The organism is Pseudoalteromonas sp. GW168-MNA-CIBAN-0100 (assembly GCF_040309225.1).
In the GTDB taxonomy this organism is placed as follows: Bacteria; Pseudomonadota; Gammaproteobacteria; order Enterobacterales; family Alteromonadaceae; genus Pseudoalteromonas; species Pseudoalteromonas arctica.
In genome coordinates this window covers 1-265 of record NZ_JBEOOL010000654.1, presented here as the reverse complement: position 1 = coordinate 265, position 265 = coordinate 1, and the positions used below count along the sequence as shown (strand labels likewise).

General features: G+C 40.0%; 1 pseudogene. It reads right to left on the bottom strand.

Going from position 1 to position 265, the window contains the following annotated elements:
• A pseudogene (locus AAEY62_RS22870) lies at positions 1 to 265 on the bottom strand (tyrosine-protein kinase); the annotation flags it as partial.

The following is a 265-nucleotide window of genomic DNA, read 5'->3' as shown; positions in this document are numbered from 1 at the left end:
CATCTATAGCCTCTCCTCCCCAAGCATAACTATCGGCACCATATTTAGGTTCTGCTAATTGATTTGGTTTAATCGCTGAAAAAGAGTTGTATGCATTTTCTCCAATGTAAGGAAAAAATTTTGGGGTAACAACTACATCAAGCTTAAGGCTATCTACTGCTTCACCTATTATGCTTCGCGATTTTAGCAATTCAATCTCTGCAGTTGAGTTACTCGACGATTCAAACATACCACCTACGTCAGCTAATCCCGGTACATTTGAGCC